At 58.5% G+C, this 15,804-nt stretch carries 15 protein-coding genes; 7 read left to right on the top strand and 8 right to left on the bottom strand.

The features are described 5' to 3' along the window. Positions 1-146 precede the first annotated feature (146 nt). Positions 147-833 (bottom strand): transcriptional repressor LexA, encoded by a 687-nt coding sequence (lexA, locus tag LPB072_RS12975; protein WP_066090444.1) that lies wholly within the window; start codon positions 831-833, stop codon positions 147-149. Between the two features lie 123 nt (positions 834-956). Here lexA and LPB072_RS12970 point away from each other — a divergent pair, with 123 nt between their 5' ends. Then, positions 957-1,943 (top strand): asparaginase, encoded by a 987-nt coding sequence (locus LPB072_RS12970; protein ID WP_231943246.1) that lies wholly within the window; start codon positions 957-959, stop codon positions 1,941-1,943. Positions 1,944-2,003: 60 nt separating this feature from the next. Here the strand turns inward: LPB072_RS12970 and adk are convergent, their stop codons facing one another. The 6 genes from adk to LPB072_RS12940 form a co-directional block, all read right to left on the bottom strand. Further along, a complete protein-coding gene (gene adk / locus LPB072_RS12965; protein WP_066090438.1) occupies positions 2,004-2,660 on the bottom strand; it encodes an adenylate kinase in 657 nt (218 codons plus the stop codon). Positions 2,661-2,816: 156 nt separating this feature from the next. Continuing rightward, positions 2,817-3,593, bottom strand: coding sequence for a 3-deoxy-manno-octulosonate cytidylyltransferase (kdsB, locus tag LPB072_RS12960; protein ID WP_066090435.1), 777 nt, complete (start codon positions 3,591-3,593; stop codon positions 2,817-2,819). Next, complete coding sequence (locus LPB072_RS12955) at positions 3,590-3,796, bottom strand: Trm112 family protein (RefSeq protein ID WP_066090977.1); 207 nt, start codon at positions 3,794-3,796, stop codon at positions 3,590-3,592. Before LPB072_RS12955 ends, kdsB begins: the two co-directional genes overlap by 4 nt. Positions 3,797-3,829: 33 nt before the next feature. Further along, complete coding sequence (gene lpxK / locus LPB072_RS12950; protein ID WP_082876925.1) at positions 3,830-4,906, bottom strand: tetraacyldisaccharide 4'-kinase; 1,077 nt, start codon at positions 4,904-4,906, stop codon at positions 3,830-3,832. 19 nt (positions 4,907-4,925) lie between these two features. Beyond that, entirely contained in the window at positions 4,926-5,363 is a 438-nt protein-coding gene (locus LPB072_RS12945; RefSeq protein WP_066090432.1) for an ExbD/TolR family protein, read from the bottom strand. 10 nt (positions 5,364-5,373) lie between these two features. Beyond that, positions 5,374-6,009: a MotA/TolQ/ExbB proton channel family protein gene (locus LPB072_RS12940; RefSeq protein ID WP_066090429.1), complete on the bottom strand. Its 636-nt coding sequence runs from the start codon at positions 6,007-6,009 to the stop codon at positions 5,374-5,376. 337 nt (positions 6,010-6,346) lie between these two features. On the opposite strand from LPB072_RS12940, the gene xseA reads away from it, so the two are divergent. The 3 genes from xseA to LPB072_RS12925 all read left to right on the top strand — a co-directional run bounded on the left by xseA (position 6,347) and on the right by LPB072_RS12925 (position 10,824). Next, complete coding sequence (gene xseA / locus LPB072_RS12935; RefSeq protein WP_066090426.1) at positions 6,347-7,654, top strand: exodeoxyribonuclease VII large subunit; 1,308 nt, start codon at positions 6,347-6,349, stop codon at positions 7,652-7,654. A gap of 94 nt (positions 7,655-7,748) precedes the next feature. Further along, positions 7,749-8,330, top strand: a complete 582-nt coding sequence (locus LPB072_RS12930) for a superoxide dismutase (protein WP_066090423.1) — start codon at positions 7,749-7,751, stop codon at positions 8,328-8,330. Between the two features lie 253 nt (positions 8,331-8,583). Then, positions 8,584-10,824: an NADP-dependent isocitrate dehydrogenase gene (locus LPB072_RS12925; protein WP_066090420.1), complete on the top strand. Its 2,241-nt coding sequence runs from the start codon at positions 8,584-8,586 to the stop codon at positions 10,822-10,824. A gap of 52 nt (positions 10,825-10,876) precedes the next feature. Here the strand turns inward: LPB072_RS12925 and LPB072_RS12920 are convergent, their stop codons facing one another. Beyond that, on the bottom strand, positions 10,877-11,326 hold the full coding sequence (locus LPB072_RS12920) for a DUF192 domain-containing protein (protein WP_066090417.1): 450 nt from the start codon (positions 11,324-11,326) through the stop codon (positions 10,877-10,879). 106 nt (positions 11,327-11,432) lie between these two features. On the opposite strand from LPB072_RS12920, the gene icd reads away from it, so the two are divergent. The 3 genes from icd (at position 11,433) to clpA (ending at position 15,745) form a co-directional block, all read left to right on the top strand. Beyond that, on the top strand, positions 11,433-12,686 hold the full coding sequence (gene icd / locus LPB072_RS12915; protein ID WP_066090414.1) for an NADP-dependent isocitrate dehydrogenase: 1,254 nt from the start codon (positions 11,433-11,435) through the stop codon (positions 12,684-12,686). A 257-nt stretch (positions 12,687-12,943) separates the two neighbouring features. After that, entirely contained in the window at positions 12,944-13,309 is a 366-nt protein-coding gene (gene clpS / locus LPB072_RS12910; protein WP_066090411.1) for an ATP-dependent Clp protease adapter ClpS, read from the top strand. A 93-nt stretch (positions 13,310-13,402) separates the two neighbouring features. Then, a complete protein-coding gene (clpA, locus tag LPB072_RS12905) occupies positions 13,403-15,745 on the top strand; it encodes an ATP-dependent Clp protease ATP-binding subunit ClpA (RefSeq protein WP_066090408.1) in 2,343 nt (780 codons plus the stop codon). The last annotated feature ends 59 nt before the right edge of the window (positions 15,746-15,804 follow it).

The raw sequence follows: 15,804 nt of genomic DNA, 5'->3' as shown, positions 1-15,804 counted from the left end.
GGATTAAAAAATATACGCCCACGCAGGGTTGTGCCAATGCGCGAAGCCCGCGCACCATGCCAAACGCCCGCCACCTGCGGAGGCCATTCCGGCTCTCGGGCACGGACTCGACCGACGGGTTGCCGGTCGATGTCATGCCCGGGAGCTCAGTTCTGGAAGCTGTTCCGAATCAGACCGACGGCCAGGCCCTCGATCTCAAATGGTTCTCCCGGTTCAACCACGATGGTTTTGTAGTCGGGGTTTTCAGCGTGCAATTCGATTTGATTTGTTCGACGCATGAAGCGCTTGACGGTGACGTCTTCACCCAGCCGCGCGACCACAATTTGGCCGTTCTTGGCTTCTTTGGTCGAGCGAACAGCCAGCAGGTCACCATCGATGATGCCAACGTCGCGCATGGACATGCCTCGAACTTTGAGGAGGTAGTCAGGTTCCTGTTGAAACAAGCTTCGCTCCACGTGGTAGGTCTGGTCTACATGCTCTTGCGCGAGAATCGGCGAGCCGGCAGCAACACGCCCAATCAGGGGGAGCATGAGCTGAGACAGGCTGGGCAGTGGCAATGTAAGCTGGCGCAAACGCGAGCTGTTGATGGATTGAAGGTCTTCACTGCGCAGGCGGATGCCGCGCGAGGTTCCGCTGACGAGTTCGATTGCGCCCTTGCGGGCCAGCGCTTGCAGGTGTTCTTCGGCGGCGTTGGCCGATTTAAAACCCAGTTCACTGGCGATTTCAGCACGGGTGGGCGGCGCGCCGGTGCGGGCAATGGCGTTCTGGATCAGTTCCAGAATTTGTTGCTGACGGGCGGTGAGTTTGGGCGTCGGGAAAGCGGAGTCGATCATGGCAACCTCTTCAGACCTAGGAATCTTGGCAGGCACTTTGAGCCTGCATCGATACTGGATAAAGCAGCATGCTGTTTTCTTATCCAGTAGCTGTGAGTTTAACCAGTTTTTGGAGTTTGACAAGTGGCAAATTTGAAAGCGCGATCGGTGTGCGTGGTTCTTGGGACGGGCGGCACGATCGCAGGACGCTCGGTCGATGCGGCGGACAACGTGGGCTATGTGGCTGGAGAAGTCGGTGTTGGTGATCTGGTGAAGGCCGTGCCGCCTCTGCAGGGGCTTGCCCTTGAGTGCGAACAGGTTGCGCAAATTGACAGCAAGGATATGGGCTTCGCCGTCTGGAAACGCTTGGCAGAGAGAGTGGCCCACCACCTGGCTCGGGAAGAGGTTCAAGGCGTGGTTGTCACCCATGGCACCGATACCCTGGAAGAAACCGCATGGTTTTTGCAGACGGTACTGGCACCGGACAAGCCTGTGGTGCTGACCAGTGCCATGCGGCCGGCCACAGCACTGGTGCCCGATGGCCCACAGAACTTGCTGGATGCGGTTGTCGTGGCTGGTTGTGACGGGTTGACCGGTGTGGTCGCCGTGAGCGCCGGTTGGGTTCACAGGGCGGAACATGTGTGCAAGGTGCACAGCTATCGGATTGATGCGTTTGATTCGGGTGATGCGGGGCCAATGGGCTGTGTGGAGGAAGGTGTAGTTCGATGGTTCCAGCCTTTTGAGGCACCCTCGACCGGCTTGTCGGGTCCGACTGATCGACTGGCGAGGATCTCGGCGGCGACGGCTTTGCCGAGCGTGGTGTTGGTGACCAGCCATTCGGACGCTGATGGACGTGTGGTGTTGGGGGTGTTGGCACTCAACAGCGGCCAGCACGGTGCGAAGACGCAAGGCATTGTGGTGGCCTGCACAGGCAATGGAACGCTCCACGCTGAACTCGCTGCGGCTCTGGATCAGGCGCAGGCGAGTGGGGTTCGGGTGGTGCGCGCCACGCGCTGCGCGCGCGGGCGGGTGATTTCTCATGTCGGCGACAAGTTCGAGAGTTCAGCAGGTCTGTCACCCGTGAAAGCGCGCCTCGCGTTGTCTCTGGCGTTGCTGCCTGACTGGGCATAAAGAGGCGAAAAAAAGCCCGGTTCTGGACCGGGCATTTGGGGTAGGTCAGACTGGTTGCCCTCAGTGAGCAAGTGCTTCCATGGCGCGCGAAGTGATGTCTTCGACCGATCCCATGCCACTGATGGCGCGGTATTTGGGTGCAGTAGAAGGGTCAGCCTTGGCCCATTCGCTGTAGTAGTCAACCAGAGGGCGGGTCTGAGCGCTGTAGACCTCAAGCCGCTTCTTCACAGTTGCTTCCTTGTCGTCTTCGCGCTGAATCAGCGCTTCGCCGGTTTCGTCATCTTTTCCTTCAACTTTGGGCGGATTGAACTTGACGTGATATGTGCGGCCCGAAGCCGGGTGCGAGCGGCGGCCGCTCATGCGTTCAATGATGGCATCAAACGGCACATCGATTTCAAGCACGTAGTCCAGCTTCACGCCGGCGGCTTTCATGGCGTCGGCTTGAGGAATCGTTCGGGGGAAGCCGTCGAACAGAAATCCGTTGGCACAGTCTGGCTGCGCAATGCGCTCTTTCACCAGATTGATGATCAGCTCATCGCTGACAAGGCCGCCTGATTCCATGATGCCTTTGGCTTGCAGGCCCAGTGGCGTGCCGGCTTTGACAGCAGCTCGCAGCATGTCACCGGTGGAGATTTGAGGAATTCCATACTTTTGGCAGATGAAGGTGGCTTGGGTGCCTTTGCCGGCGCCAGGCGCGCCCAACAGAATGAGTTTCATCGGTATCCTTTTTTTGCTGTTGAATCGGGTGGGGCCGCTGTCCCTTGCGGCCGTTGCCCGGGCAGGGGCCCCGGGGCGACGGATCGAGGATAGCATGCAGTTCCCAGACGCTGGCTTACAGGCGTTCGGGTGTTTTTTGTGACCTATGGCCTCACTTCAAGGCTTGGAAAACAGTCGCTGTACACGGGCCAGATCTTCGGGCGTATCAACACCTGCGCCGGGTGCTTGATTGGTCACATGAACGGCAATGCGTTCGCCGTGCCAAAGCACTCTCAATTGTTCCAGCGATTCGGTGGTTTCGAGGGGCGCTGGTTCCAGATGGGGAAATGCCCTTAGGAAGCCGGCGCGGTAAGCGTAAATGCCGATGTGTCTCAATGGGCCAGGTTGTGGGAATTCAGTGCCGACGTCAAGAGTGGCCATGCCGTCTCGCCACCACGGGATAGGTGCGCGGCTGAAATACAGGGCTGACTGGCGTTTGTCGAGAACCACCTTGACCACGTTGGGGTTGGTGAAATCGGTCACATCGCTCAAGGGGTGTGCTGCCGTGCTCATGACGCAATCAGGGCGCGTTTGCAACTCCAGCGCGACGGCATTGATCAGTGCTGGATTGATCAGGGGCTCGTCGCCCTGCACGTTCACCACAATGCTGGTGTCGGCGAGGTTCAGCAGCGCACAGGCTTCGGCTAGGCGGTCGCTGCCGCTCAGGTGCCGGGTGCCTGTGAGCAGAGCGCGGATGCCATGGGCTTCGCAAGCGGCAACGATTTGTGCATCGTCGGCGGCCACGATGCACTGGGTGGCCTCGCTCTTGGCGGCTTGCAGGGCCACACGTACCACCATTGGCAGGCCGCCAATGTCAGCCAACGGTTTGTTGGGCAGGCGGCTGGAAGCCAGGCGGGCCGGAATCAGGACGGTGAAGGCCTGACGGGCTGTCATGGCGAGTTGGTCGGCGCGTTGGGTCGAGCGGCTTCTTCTTCGCTCAGTGTGCGCGCTTCGTGCTCCAGCAAGATGGGAATGCCGTCACGCACAGGGTAGGCCAAACGGGCGCTGCGTGAAAGCAGTTCCTGAGTGTCGCGGTTAAAAATCAGCGGCCCTTTGGTGACGGGGCAGACCAGCAGTTCGAGCAATTTGGTGTCCATGGCGCGATCATAGTGCGCCCAAGCCCCCACAGGTCATGCGCTGGGGCGAATGCGGCGATGCGGCTCAAGGTGTTGGTCGACGGCGAGAAAGAAGGCAGGATCGATCTGCAGCACAAGCGGGACGGCCCAGGTGCGGGCGGCAGTTGTTTGTCCCTGGCTCCGGGCGAGCTCGAACAGCTTCACGGCATCTTTCTCGGTGCAGATCAGCGTGCCCTTGTGGTGTTTTAGCAGGTCGCCGTACAGGGCGCTGTCTGCATGGTCTGGCAGTGCGGTGGTATGCCGAGGCTTCAACCCAGCGGCCTTCAACATGTTGAAAAAGGCATCAGGGCGGGCAATACCTGCGACGGCGGTTGGTTGAGCGTGCGCCAGTGTCGTTAACGCCTGCTGTTCGCCCAGTGCGTTGACCGCGACCGGTGCGAGTGAGCGCTGTGCAAAAAAAGTGGGCAGGCTCGTGGCGCTGGCCTGATGCGCTGGATGGAGCTGGGACGTCTGGTGCAGAACCAGGTCAGGGGAGAAGGGTGACCCTTCGTGCGCAGGCCAGGGTTCACGCAGCAGGCCGGCTGGCAGCAGCCAGCCATTGCCCACGCCACGGTCGTCAAACACGGCGATGGATAGGTCGCGGCCCAGGGCCAGGTGTTGCAAGCCATCGTCGCATACGATCAGGTTCACTTCGGGGTGCCGGGCCAGCAAAGCGCGTGCAGCTTGAGCGCGTTGGCGAGCCACGAAAACGGGCAGACCAGTTTGGCGGCGAATCAGTGCGGGTTCGTCGCCACACTCGCTGGCTGGCGTATCAGGCAACACCTCCAGTGGCAAAGTGCCTTGGCGGCCATAACCGCGCGATACCACGCCGGGACGCCACCCCTTCGACTGAAGGTGCAGGACCAATGCCAATACGGTGGGCGTTTTGCCGGCGCCGCCAACCACCACGTTACCCACCACGATGACAGGCACGGGAAGTTGGTCGATCGATTTCCAGCCCTTGATGTAGAGCCAACGACGAGCGCTTGATATCCGTCCATACAGCCAGGCCAGCGGCAACAAGGCCGGTGCGACGCCGCTTCGGGATTGCCAGATGGCTTGCCAGCGAGCCTGTCCGTTGTCTTGGCTCATGGCGCAGATGGAGGCCGGGTTAGATCTTGGATCCCGAGCCTTTGCTGCCCGATTGCTGGGTGGCAAAGGTGATCCGAACCAGTCCGGCGCGGCGTGCTGCATCCATCACGTTGATCACGGATTGGTGGGTGGCGGCCGCGTCGGCACTGATGATGATCACGATCTCTCGCGTGTCTTGCGCGGCTTGGGAGAGGGCGCGCGTGATGTCTTCAACGCTGCTGCCTTCCAGCATGTCTTTGTTGATGGCGTAGCGCCCATCGGCGCTGATCGAGACGACCACTTCCTTGGGCGAAGACTCCTGTGCCTGGGCATCGGCCACGGGGAGGTTCACCTGCAGCTGGGTGAACTTGCTGTAGGTGGTGGAGAGCATCAAAAAGATGAGCACCACCAGCAAGACGTCAATGAAAGGGATCAGGTTGATCTCGGGTTCGTCGCGGGATCCTGGGCGGAAGTTCATGCGCGGTGCCTTATTTGCGCAGGGTCAGCAAATGGCGCACAAAGCGCTCGGAGGCAAGCTCCATGCTGAGCAGGTAGTCGTCAACCCGGGCGCGGAAATAGCGCCAGAAGATCAACGCGGGTATAGCCACGATCAGGCCAAAAGCCGTGTTGTACAGCGCGATAGAGATGCCGTGGGCGAGTTCTTCGGGGTTGCCACCTGGCGCGGCGCCAAGATCGGCACCACCTTGCGAACCAAAAATGGAAATCATGCCGATCACCGTGCCCAGCAAGCCCAGCAGCGGTGCTGCAGAGGCGATGGTGGCCAATGCACCCAAGTAGCGCTGCAATTTGGAAGCACTCAGACGACCGGCACCTTCCAGCGTGGACCGCAAATCCGACTCGCTGATTCGGGGGTTGTTCAGCAAAGCACGAAAGCCACTGGCCAACACCTCACCCAGCGCCGAGTTTTGCTCAAGGTGGTTCACCACTTCGGCACCAGGCACGCCGTTGCGTGAAACCATGATGGCTTCATCGAGCAGTTTGGGCGGCACAATTTTGGCCGTTTTCAGGCTTACAAAGCGCTCGATAACCAAGGCCAAGCCCAGTACCGAGCAAAGAATCAGCGGCCAGATCGGCCAGCCAGCGGCTTGTATGATGGAAAACAATTCAGGGCTCCGGGTGAAACCGCATGCACAGGGCGGTCAAACTGCGATCTTTGTGATTATGTCTCAGGCCATGTTTGACGCGCCTCAAGCCTTTGTGCACCAACTCGGTGCATTCAAAATCCTTGCACAGTTTCTGTGGATAACTTTGTGAAGAACCTGGCAATTGCCAGGTCAACGTCCGCGCCAGGGCTGCATTTCAACAAATCGATGACAAAACAGGCAGTGCAAAACGCTTCAGAATCAATAGCTTGCAGCGCAATCCCCGCTCGTGGCGCGCTTTCGACCTACACACCCAATATCGTCGCCGACTGTGGACACTTTTGCCTCGGAGCGTCCCATGGTTGAAGGGTTTCCAGGAAAAAGAGCCAGCCAGGCGAGCCTTGTGTGGGGCGTTGGGCCGTTGATGCGAGCCATCGCCGATGCATTGGCGGCACGGTTCAACCCGGTTGCGGTTCGGGGTGAGGTTTCCGGCTTTTCGCGCGCGGCCAGCGGTCATTGCTATTTCGCATTGAAAGACGAGAGTGGCCAGGTTCGCTGTGCGATGTTTCGTCGCAGCGCGGACCAGCTGAGCTTTGCGCCGCGCGACGGACAAGTGGTTGAAGCCAGGGGCAAGCTCGACGTCTATGGCCCGCGCGGTGATCTTCAATTGATCGTGGAATCCTTGACGCCAGCCGGGCAGGGCGCCTTGTTTGAGCAGTTCCTTCGGCTGAAAGCATTGCTTACCGAAGAAGGGGTCTTTGACGAAGGGCGCAAACGAGAACTGCCTTCTCAGCCGAAGAGCATTGGTGTCGTCACTTCACTCGGGGCGGCGGCACTGCGTGATGTGGTCACCGCATTGCGGCGCCGGGTGCCCCACATTCCGGTGGTCATATACCCCTCGGCCGTTCAAGGTGCGCAAGCACCCGCCGAGTTGTGTGCCGCCATGCGAACGGCTTTTCAACGTCATGTCGGGTCGGGAGAGAGTGAGGTGCTCCTGCTGGTCCGTGGCGGTGGATCGCTGGAAGATCTCTGGAGCTTCAATGACGAGACGCTGGTTCGGTTGATCACTCAGGCGCCAATGCCTGTGGTCTGCGGGGTCGGACACGAAACTGACTTCACGCTAGCCGATTTTGCTGCTGATTTGCGGGCGCCGACGCCAACAGCCGCTGCCGAAATGTGCGCCCCTACCCGTGAATCTCGCTTGGGGGAGTTGCTCTATTTGCAGGAGCGACTAGCAGATGCCGCACTTGGCGAGCTTGACCAACGTGCCCAGCGACTGGATCACCTTGGGCAGCGCCTGGGTCGGCCCTCTGGTCGGGTTCACAACAGTCGCCAGCGATTGCTTGAGGCTGAACACCGTTTGCAGCGCGGTCTGGCTCTCACCGCCCAATCGCAACGCAACCGCATCCAGGCGATGGAAAAGGCGTTACCGTTGGCACTCAACCATGCCGTTACCCAGCAACGCCTGCGGTTGGAACGCTCCAGCGCTGCACTTTCCTTGCTGGATCCCCAGTTGGTTCTTGAGCGTGGGTACGCCTTGTTGACCGACAGCCGAGGATCGCCAGTGACCCGGGTGGCGCAAGCGGGTCCAGGAGACACCCTTGGCGCGCGCTTGAGGGATGGCGAGGTGCGTTTGAAAGTTTTGTCGAAGGAACAAAGCCCTTGAGCTGGCGCAGCCCATTGGCTTGCCTACAATGTGCGTTGAACTTTCAAGCCTCTGAGCGGCTTGCTTTCCCATAACCCAACGAAAGAGGAACACCATGGAACATACCCTGCCCGCTTTGCCCTACGCGATTGACGCTCTGGCCCCTCATTACTCCCAGGAAACCCTGGAGTTTCACCACGGCAAGCACCACAACGCCTATGTGGTCAACCTCAACAATCTGCAAAAAGGCACTGAATTTGAAGCTATGGATCTAGAGTCCATTGTGAAGAAGGCCAGTGGAGGCGTTTACAACAACGCGGCCCAGATCTGGAACCACACCTTCTTCTGGAACTGCATGAAGCCCAATGGCGGCGGCGAGCCCTCTGGCGCATTGGCTGCGGCCATCACAGCCAAGTTCGGCAGCTACGCAGCATTCAAGGAAGCATTCGTCAAGAGCGCCGTGGGGAACTTCGGTTCTGGCTGGACCTGGCTGGTGAAAAAGGCCGACGGCTCGGTGGACATCGTCAACATGGGCGCAGCCGGCACCCCTTTGACCACTGGAGACAAGGCGTTGTTGACGGTCGATGTGTGGGAGCACGCCTACTACATCGACTACCGCAACGCACGCCCCAAGTTCGTTGAGACCTACCTCGACAAGCTGGTCAACTGGTCGTTCGCCGAAGCCAATTTCGCCTGAGTGATCGGGTGAACCGGGAAAGGGCCCGAAGGTACATCCTTCGGGCCCTTTTGTTTTGTGCGGCGCTTTTCTGGCTGCGGCCAGACAAAAAATCCAGAATATTTGAAGCAAATTTTGCAATATGAGATGGCGATTCAAAAAATGAACCGCAGGTCAGTCGCTTGAAAGCAAAATCTTCAACCATGCCACTCGAGCCGCAGGTCGCCTCTATGGCGCAGCAGCATCTATCCAAAACGATCGACGGAGCCAAACCATGAGCAAGCAGCAACCCACCATCATCTACACGCTGACCGACGAGGCCCCTTTGCTGGCCACTCGCGCGTTTTTGCCCATCATCCAGGCGTTCACAGCGCCGGCCGGCATCAACGTGGAAACCAGCGACATTTCGGTGGCCGCCCGCGTGCTGGCCGCGTTTCCTGAGGCGTTGAAGGAAGAGCAGCGCGTGCCCGATACGCTGGCCGAACTCGGCAAGCTCACGCTCAAGGCCGACGCCAACATCATCAAGCTGCCCAATATCAGTGCTTCGGTGGGCCAGTTGATCAGCGCGATCAAAGAGTTACAGGGCAAAGGTTACGCCTTGCCCGACTTCCCGGAGGCGCCCAAAACCGAAGAGGAAAAAGCCATTCGCGCCCGTTACGCCAAGTGCATCGGCAGCGCTGTGAACCCCGTGCTGCGCGAAGGCAACTCGGATCGCCGCGCGCCACGCGCCGTGAAAGAGTACGCGCGCAAAAACCCCCACTCCATGGCCGAGTGGAGCCAGGCTTCCCGCACCCACGTGTCACACATGCACGGCGGCGACTTCTACCATGGCGAAAAGTCCATGACGCTGGACAAGGCTCGCGACGTCAAGATGGAGTTGATCACCAAGGGTGGCAAAACCATCGTGCTCAAGGACAAAGTGTCGCTGCAGGACCGCGAAGTCATCGACAGCATGTACATGAGCAAAAAGGCCTTGCTGGAGTTTTATGAAAAGGAAATCCAGGACGCCTACAAAACCGGCGTGATGTTCTCGCTGCACGTGAAGGCCACGATGATGAAGGTGTCGCACCCCATCGTGTTTGGCCACTGCGTTCGCATTTTCTACAAAGACGCCTTCGCCAAGCACGCCAAGCTGTTTGACCAGTTGGGCGTGAACGTCAACAACGGCATGGCCAATCTGTACGAAAAGCTGGCCACGCTGCCCCAGTCGCAACGCGAAGAAGTGATCGCCGATTTGCACGCCTGCCACGAAGGCCGCCCTGAGCTGGCCATGGTGGACTCCGCCAAAGGCATCACGAACTTCCATTCGCCCAACGATGTGATCGTTGATGCGTCCATGCCTGCCATGATCCGCAACGGCGGCAAGATGTGGGGTGCCGATGGCCGCTTGAAGGACGTGAAGGCCGTGATGCCTGAGTCGACTTTTGCCCGCATCTATCAGGAGATCATCAACTTCTGCAAGTGGCATGGCAATTTCGATCCCAAGACCATGGGCACCGTGCCCAACGTGGGCTTGATGGCGCAGCAGGCCGAAGAGTACGGCTCGCACGACAAGACCTTTGAGATCCCTGAAGATGGCACCGCCAACATCACCGACATCGCCACGGGCGAAGTCTTGCTGACCGAGCAGGTCGAAGCGGGCGATATCTGGCGCATGTGCCAGGTGAAAGATGCTGCCATCCGCGACTGGGTGAAGCTGGCTGTGAGCCGCGCGCGCAACTCCGGCATGCCGGTCGTGTTCTGGCTTGATGCCTATCGCCCGCACGAAGCGCAGTTGATCACCAAGGTCAAGATGTACCTGCACGAGCACAACACCGTGGGTCTGGACATCCAGATCATGAGCCAGGTGCGTGCGATGCGCTACACGCTGGAGCGCGTGGTGCGCGGTCTGGACACCATCAGTGCCACTGGCAACATCCTGCGTGATTACCTGACCGATCTGTTCCCCATCATGGAGCTGGGCACCAGCGCCAAAATGCTTTCCATCGTGCCTTTGATGGCTGGTGGTGGCATGTATGAAACCGGCGCAGGCGGTTCCGCGCCAAAGCACGTTCAGCAACTGGTGGAAGAAAACCACCTGCGTTGGGACTCGCTGGGAGAATTCCTTGCGCTGGCCGTATCCCTTGAAGACTTGGGCCTCAAGACGGGTAACAGCAAGGCGAAAATCCTGGGTAAGGCGCTTGATGATGCAACCGGAAAACTGTTGGACAACAACAAGAATCCGTCGCCCAAAACCGGACAGCTCGACAACCGTGGCAGCCAGTTCTACCTGGCCATGTACTGGGCGCAAGCTTTGGCCGCCCAGACGGAGGACGCTGAGTTGGCCAAACAATTTGCGTCGCTGGCCAAGCAGCTTACCGACAACGAAAAAGCCATCGTGGACGAGCTCGCTTCCGTGCAGGGCAAGGCGGTGGATATCGGGGGCTATTTCCAGCCCGACCTGGCCAAACTGGACGCAGTGATGCGTCCCAGCAAAACGCTGAATGGTGTGCTGGAAAGCGTCAAGAAAGCCTGAGGCCTCTGGAGCTGACTTCAAAAAAAGGGGGCTTTGGCCCCCTTTGTCTTTGTTACCGGTGTGATGTGAAGCCACCGAGCAGGGTGCCTGCTTTGAGGCCCCGTTTGGCAAACCAGCCCTGGTTCATCTCCAAAACGTAGCGCACCGGCTCGGTTGAGCAGTGCGAGTCGGTGCTCTGTGGCTTCATGTCAACGAGGTTCACCACGCGGCCATCGTCCGCCACAAAAGCGGCGGTCAGGGGCAGAAGGGTGTTTTTCATCCAGAAGCACTGCGTGCCGGGTTGTTCAAAGACGAACAGCATGCCTTCTTTTTCGGGCATTTCCTTGCGGAACATCAGGCCGATCTGGCGTTGTTCCGGTGCTTGCGCCACTTGCGCATCGATCATGTACATGCCTGCAGAGAGCTTGACTCGAGGCAGATCCATTTGCGGCTTGTCTTGGGCCAGTGCAGGGCCCACCAAGGTGACAAGCAAGGAGCTCAAAAGAAGGCGGATGGGGGTCATGTGTAGGTGCAAAGACTAGAATGATTTGGAACCCTGCGGAGCCCAAAAAGTGCCCCGCTCGGAAAGTCGATTGCACATCGTATCGAATCTGGAGACCAGCGTATTTATGTACCAACACATACAGGTGCCCAAAAAGGGCCAAAAAATCACCGTCAATGCAGACATGTCATTGAGCGTGCCTGACGAACCCATCATTCCTTATATCGAGGGCGATGGAACCGGACAGGACATCACGCCGGTGATGCTCAAGGTGGTTGATGCTGCAGTCGAGAAAGCCTACGGAGGGAGGAAGAAAATCCACTGGATGGAGGTCTTCGCAGGCGAAAAGTCGACGCATGTGTATGGCCCGGATGTGTGGTTGCCTGAAGAAACGCTGGCCGCATTGCGCGACTTTGTTGTGTCAATCAAGGGCCCACTGACCACGCCTGTGGGAGGAGGCATTCGCTCTTTGAATGTGGCCCTGCGCCAGGAGCTTGATCTGTATGTATGCCTTCGCCCTGTCCAGTATTTCAATGGCGTGCCCTCGCCAGTCAAAGAACCCCACAAAGTCAATATGGTCATCTTCCGGGAAAACTCGGAGGACATTTACGCGGGTATCGAATACGAAGCAGAGTCCGACAAGGCCAAAAAGCTCATCAAGTTCCTTCAAACCGAGTTGGGTGTCACCAAGATCCGCTTCCCGAATACATCGGGTATCGGCGTTAAACCGGTCAGCCGCGAAGGCACCGAGCGCCTGATGCGCAAGGCGATTCAGTACGCCATTGACAACAACAAGCCCAGTGTGACCATCGTTCACAAGGGCAACATCATGAAATACACCGAAGGTGGGTTTCGCGACTGGTCTTATGCCCTGGCTCAGAAAGAGTTTGGCGCCCAATTGGTGGACGGTGGTCCATGGTGCAAATTCAAAAATCCGAAGTCGGGTAAAGAGATCACCATCAAAGACAGCATCGCCGATGCGTTCCTGCAGCAGATTCTGTTGCGCCCGGCTGAGTACTCGGTGGTCGCCACCTTGAACCTGAACGGTGACTACATTTCCGACGCCCTGGCCGCTCAGGTGGGCGGCATAGGTATCGCGCCTGGAGCCAACCTGTCGGATTCGGTGGCTTGTTTTGAAGCCACCCATGGCACAGCGCCCAAATACGCAGGCAAGGACTATGTCAATCCGGGCTCCGAGATACTTTCGGCCGAAATGATGCTGCGCCACATGGGGTGGGTTGAGGCCGCAGACCTCATCATCAGTTCGCTTGAAAAGGCCATTCTTTCCAAAAGGGTCACCTATGACTTCGCGCGCCTGATGGAGGGCGCAACGCAGGTCAGTTGTTCCGGGTTTGGCGAAGAGATGATCTCGCAGATGTGAGACCACCCATCCACAGTGGAGCCCCTGACGACGGGCTGCCGGGGGTGAAAAAAAGCGTCGAAAGAACAAAAAGCCGCCGGGAAGCCTGTCTCCTCGGCGGTTTTCCTTTGACCCGGACCCCCACAATGACCCATGCGCCTTTTGCAATTCCTGTCCGCTTCCCCGGTAACGGGTGTGCCGGTACACAAGGCAACTTCACGCATTCCAAGGGTTTTCATAGTCCCGCAGACTGTTGGGGCTGTTTGCGCACCGCTAGAATGTTTTTCATGGCCACCCAGAAACCCAAAAAACCGGAAATTCCCGCCGCGCCGCCGTCTGTCGGCAACGACGATGCGGTCGTTCTCGAGCGCCGCACGCAGCGCACCCAACCACCTCAGATGTACCAGGTCGTCTTGCTCAATGACGACTTCACTCCAATGGAGTTCGTGGTACACGTGATTCAGGAGTTTTTCAACAAGGACCGTGAAATGGCGACCCAGATCATGTTGAAGATCCATCTTGAAGGCAAGGGCATTTGCGGCGTGTATTCCCGCGATGTTGCGAGCACCAAGGTCGATCAGGTCTCGCAAGCGGCGCGCAATGCAGGGCATCCGTTGCAATGTTTGAGTGAACCGGTTGAATAAAAGCGTATCTACCCCAACTGATGGTCTCTTCCGTCGAAACCCACCGACCTACGTTCGCGTAGCAGAAATCTCACCAGCAAAAAGGAAGTGTCCATGATTGCCCAGGAACTTGAAGTCAGCTTGCATATGGCCTTTGTTGAGGCCCGGCAACAACGGCACGAATTCATCACGGTCGAGCACCTGTTGCTCGCCTTGCTCGACAACCCCAGCGCAGCAGAGGTGTTGCGCGCCTGCTCGGCCAATGTGGATGATTTGCGCAAGTCGCTCACCAACTTCATCACCGACAACACCCCGCAGGTGGCCGGCTCAGACGAAGTCGATACACAGCCCACGCTGGGCTTCCAGCGGGTTATTCAGCGCGCGATCATGCACGTGCAGTCCACCGGTAACGGCAAAAAGGAAGTAACGGGCGCCAACGTGCTCGTGGCGATCTTTGGTGAGAAAGATTCTCATGCCGTGTATTACCTCCACCAGCAGGGCGTGACCCGCCTTGACGTGGTGAACTTCATTGCTCACGGTATTCGCAAGAGTGATCCGCCAGAGTCCTCCAAACCGGGCGAGAGTGCCTCGGAGAACGAGGAATCGGGCGAGGCCAAGGTCAATGAAAAGGCGTCGCCGCTGGAGCAGTTCACACAGAACCTGAACCAGATGGCCACCGACGGCAAAATCGATCCGCTGATTGGCCGTGAATACGAGGTCGAGCGCGTCATTCAGATCCTGTGCCGCCGCCGCAAGAACAACCCGCTGCTGGTGGGCGAAGCCGGCGTGGGCAAAACGGCCATCGCCGAAGGTCTCGCCTGGCGCATTACCCAGGGTGATGTGCCCGAAATTCTGGCGGAGTCCAGCGTTTATTCGCTGGACATGGGCGCCTTGCTTGCAGGCACCAAATACCGCGGTGATTTTGAGCAACGCCTGAAAGGTGTGCTCAAGTCGCTGAAAGACAAACCGAACGCGGTGTTGTTTATAGATGAGATCCACACCCTGATCGGTGCCGGAGCGGCTTCTGGCGGCACGCTGGACGCGTCCAACCTGTTGAAGCCTGCGCTGTCCAGCGGACAGCTGAAATGCATCGGGGCAACCACTTTCACGGAGTACCGTGGCATCTTTGAAAAGGACGCTGCACTGTCGCGGCGCTTCCAAAAAGTGGACGTCGTGGAGCCATCGGTGCAGGAAACCGTGGACATCCTCAAGGGTCTGAAGTCGCGCTTTGAAGAGCATCATGGGGTGAAGTACGCCTTGGCTGCTTTGCAGGCGGCGGCTGAATTGAGTGCCAAATACATCAACGACCGTCATCTGCCTGACAAGGCGATCGACGTGATCGACGAGGCTGGCGCCGCTCAGCGCATCCTGCCGGTTTCCAAGCGCAAGAAAACCATCACCAAGACCGAGGTGGAAGAGATCGTGGCGAAAATCGCCCGCATTCCGCCCGCCAATGTGTCCAACGACGATCGCGGCAAACTGCAAACGCTGGAGCGCGACCTCAAGAGCGTGGTGTTCGGGCAAGACAAGGCACTCGAGGTGTTGGCTGCCAGCGTCAAAATGGCGCGCTCTGGCCTTGGCCGGGTCGACAAACCGATCGGTGCGTTCCTGTTCAGTGGTCCGACCGGTGTGGGTAAAACCGAAGCCGCCAAGCAGTTGGCGTACATCATGGGCATCGACTTGATGCGCTTTGACATGTCGGAGTACATGGAGCGGCACGCAGTGAGCCGACTGATTGGCGCACCTCCAGGCTATGTGGGCTTTGACCAAGGAGGCTTGCTGACCGAAGCGATCACAAAGAAGCCCCATTGCGTGTTGCTGCTCGATGAAATCGAGAAGGCGCACCCGGACATCTTCAACGTGTTGTTGCAGGTGATGGACCATGGCACGCTGACCGACAACAATGGACGCAAGGCCGACTTCCGCAATGTCATCATCATCATGACGACGAACGCGGGTGCAGAGACCATGAACAAAGCGACCATAGGCTTCACCAACCCGCGTGAGGCTGGCGACGAAATGGCCGATATCAAACGCCTGTTCACGCCCGAATTCCGCAACCGTCTGGACGCGATGGTGGGCTTCAAGGCGCTGGACGAAAAAGTCATCATGCGCGTGGTTGACAAGTTCTTGCTGCAGTTGGAGGGGCAGTTGACCGAGAAAAAGGTCGAGGTGACTTTTACCGACGATTTGCGCAAGCACCTGGCCAAAAAAGGCTTCGATCCGCTGATGGGCGCTCGCCCGATGCAGCGACTGATTCAAGACACGATTCGCCGTGCATTGGCCGATGAGTTGCTGTTCGGGCGCTTGGTCGATGGCGGACGCCTCACCGTCGACATCGAACAGAAGAAGGACGACAAGGGCGTGGAGACGCCTGAAGTCAAGCTCGATATCCAGCCCTTGCCAAAAAAGGAAGGGAAGTCCAAGCCCAAGGCCGAGGCCGAGGCAGCCGACTGATTTCAGACCAAAAAAAGGCCCGGATCATCCGGGCCTTTTTTTGTCTGAGCATTGGGGTG

The sequence above is a fragment of the Hydrogenophaga crassostreae genome, from assembly GCF_001761385.1.
In the GTDB taxonomy this organism is placed as follows: Bacteria; Pseudomonadota; Gammaproteobacteria; order Burkholderiales; family Burkholderiaceae_C; genus Hydrogenophaga; species Hydrogenophaga crassostreae.
Note: the sequence above shows the minus strand (reverse complement) of the source record. Positions and strands in the feature narration are given on the sequence as shown.

Bases quoted from the DNA above. Each gene is read 5' to 3' on its own strand.
- lexA (WP_066090444.1), bottom strand. From the start codon at position 833: ATGATCGACTCCGCTTTCCCGACGCCCAAACTCACCGCCCGTCAGCAA.
- adk (WP_066090438.1), bottom strand. From the start codon at position 2,660: ATGAAACTCATTCTGTTGGGCGCGCCTGGCGCCGGCAAAGGCACCCAA.
- kdsB (WP_066090435.1), bottom strand. From the start codon at position 3,593: ATGACAGCCCGTCAGGCCTTCACCGTCCTGATTCCGGCCCGCCTGGCT.
- LPB072_RS12955 (WP_066090977.1), bottom strand. From the start codon at position 3,796: ATGGACACCAAATTGCTCGAACTGCTGGTCTGCCCCGTCACCAAAGGG.
- lpxK (WP_082876925.1), bottom strand. From the start codon at position 4,906: ATGAGCCAAGACAACGGACAGGCTCGCTGGCAAGCCATCTGGCAATCC.
- LPB072_RS12945 (WP_066090432.1), bottom strand. From the start codon at position 5,363: ATGAACTTCCGCCCAGGATCCCGCGACGAACCCGAGATCAACCTGATC.
- xseA (WP_066090426.1), top strand. From the start codon at position 6,347: ATGGTTGAAGGGTTTCCAGGAAAAAGAGCCAGCCAGGCGAGCCTTGTG.
- LPB072_RS12930 (WP_066090423.1), top strand. From the start codon at position 7,749: ATGGAACATACCCTGCCCGCTTTGCCCTACGCGATTGACGCTCTGGCC.
- LPB072_RS12925 (WP_066090420.1), top strand. From the start codon at position 8,584: ATGAGCAAGCAGCAACCCACCATCATCTACACGCTGACCGACGAGGCC.
- LPB072_RS12920 (WP_066090417.1), bottom strand. From the start codon at position 11,326: ATGACCCCCATCCGCCTTCTTTTGAGCTCCTTGCTTGTCACCTTGGTG.
- icd (WP_066090414.1), top strand. From the start codon at position 11,433: ATGTACCAACACATACAGGTGCCCAAAAAGGGCCAAAAAATCACCGTC.
- clpS (WP_066090411.1), top strand. From the start codon at position 12,944: ATGTTTTTCATGGCCACCCAGAAACCCAAAAAACCGGAAATTCCCGCC.
- clpA (WP_066090408.1), top strand. From the start codon at position 13,403: ATGATTGCCCAGGAACTTGAAGTCAGCTTGCATATGGCCTTTGTTGAG.